The sequence below is a fragment of the Halomonas litopenaei genome (assembly GCF_003045775.1).
Classification (GTDB): Bacteria; Pseudomonadota; Gammaproteobacteria; order Pseudomonadales; family Halomonadaceae; genus Halomonas; species Halomonas litopenaei.
Window position 1 is genome coordinate 1 of record NZ_PXNS01000046.1, and the last position, 574, is coordinate 574.

Below are 574 nucleotides of genomic sequence, written 5' to 3' on the forward strand. Positions count from 1 at the left end.
AATGATCCAGCGGTTTGGCCAGCACCACCTTGTAGATGCCGTTGGCAACGTCGGTGAGCTGGACGGAGATGACACGGTTACCTGTGTTGTCAAAGCCGACCAGCGAACGACCATTGCCGCTCAGCGACCAGATGACCGGGCTGCCGCCGGAGGTCAGGACGGGGAGGCCGGCGGTGTTCCAGCTAAAGCTGCCGGGGCCATCGCTGCCAAAGTCGTAGCCCAGTGAGCCGACCGCCGCAGTCCGTTCGCCGGCCACGTCATTGATGCCGCCGGCGATGCCGCCAGGCAGGCCGTCTTCGTCGAGTACCGCCTTGGGGGGCGTGGTGTGGGGATTGCCATCGGTCTCCGGCGTGGTGGGGCCAGTGCCGCCATCATTCACCTGGACGCTGAGGCTGCCGTTGACAGCGCTGCCGTCACCGTCGGTGGCGGTATAGTTGATGTTGGCGTTGCCGACAAAGTTCGGGTGGGGGACGAACGTCAGGGTGCCGTCGGGGTTGACGGTGACGGTACCGACACCCGCGCCGCCCTGGACGGTGGCGTTGGTGATGCCGCCGGGGCCATCGGCGCCGAACTG

At 66.6% G+C, this 574-nt stretch carries 1 protein-coding gene; it reads right to left on the bottom strand.

Annotated elements, in window-relative coordinates; all coding sequences use genetic code 11:
* Window positions 1–574, bottom strand: a 574-nt coding sequence (locus tag C6W88_RS21800) for a cadherin-like domain-containing protein (protein WP_197037179.1), incomplete at both ends; no start/stop codon positions are given.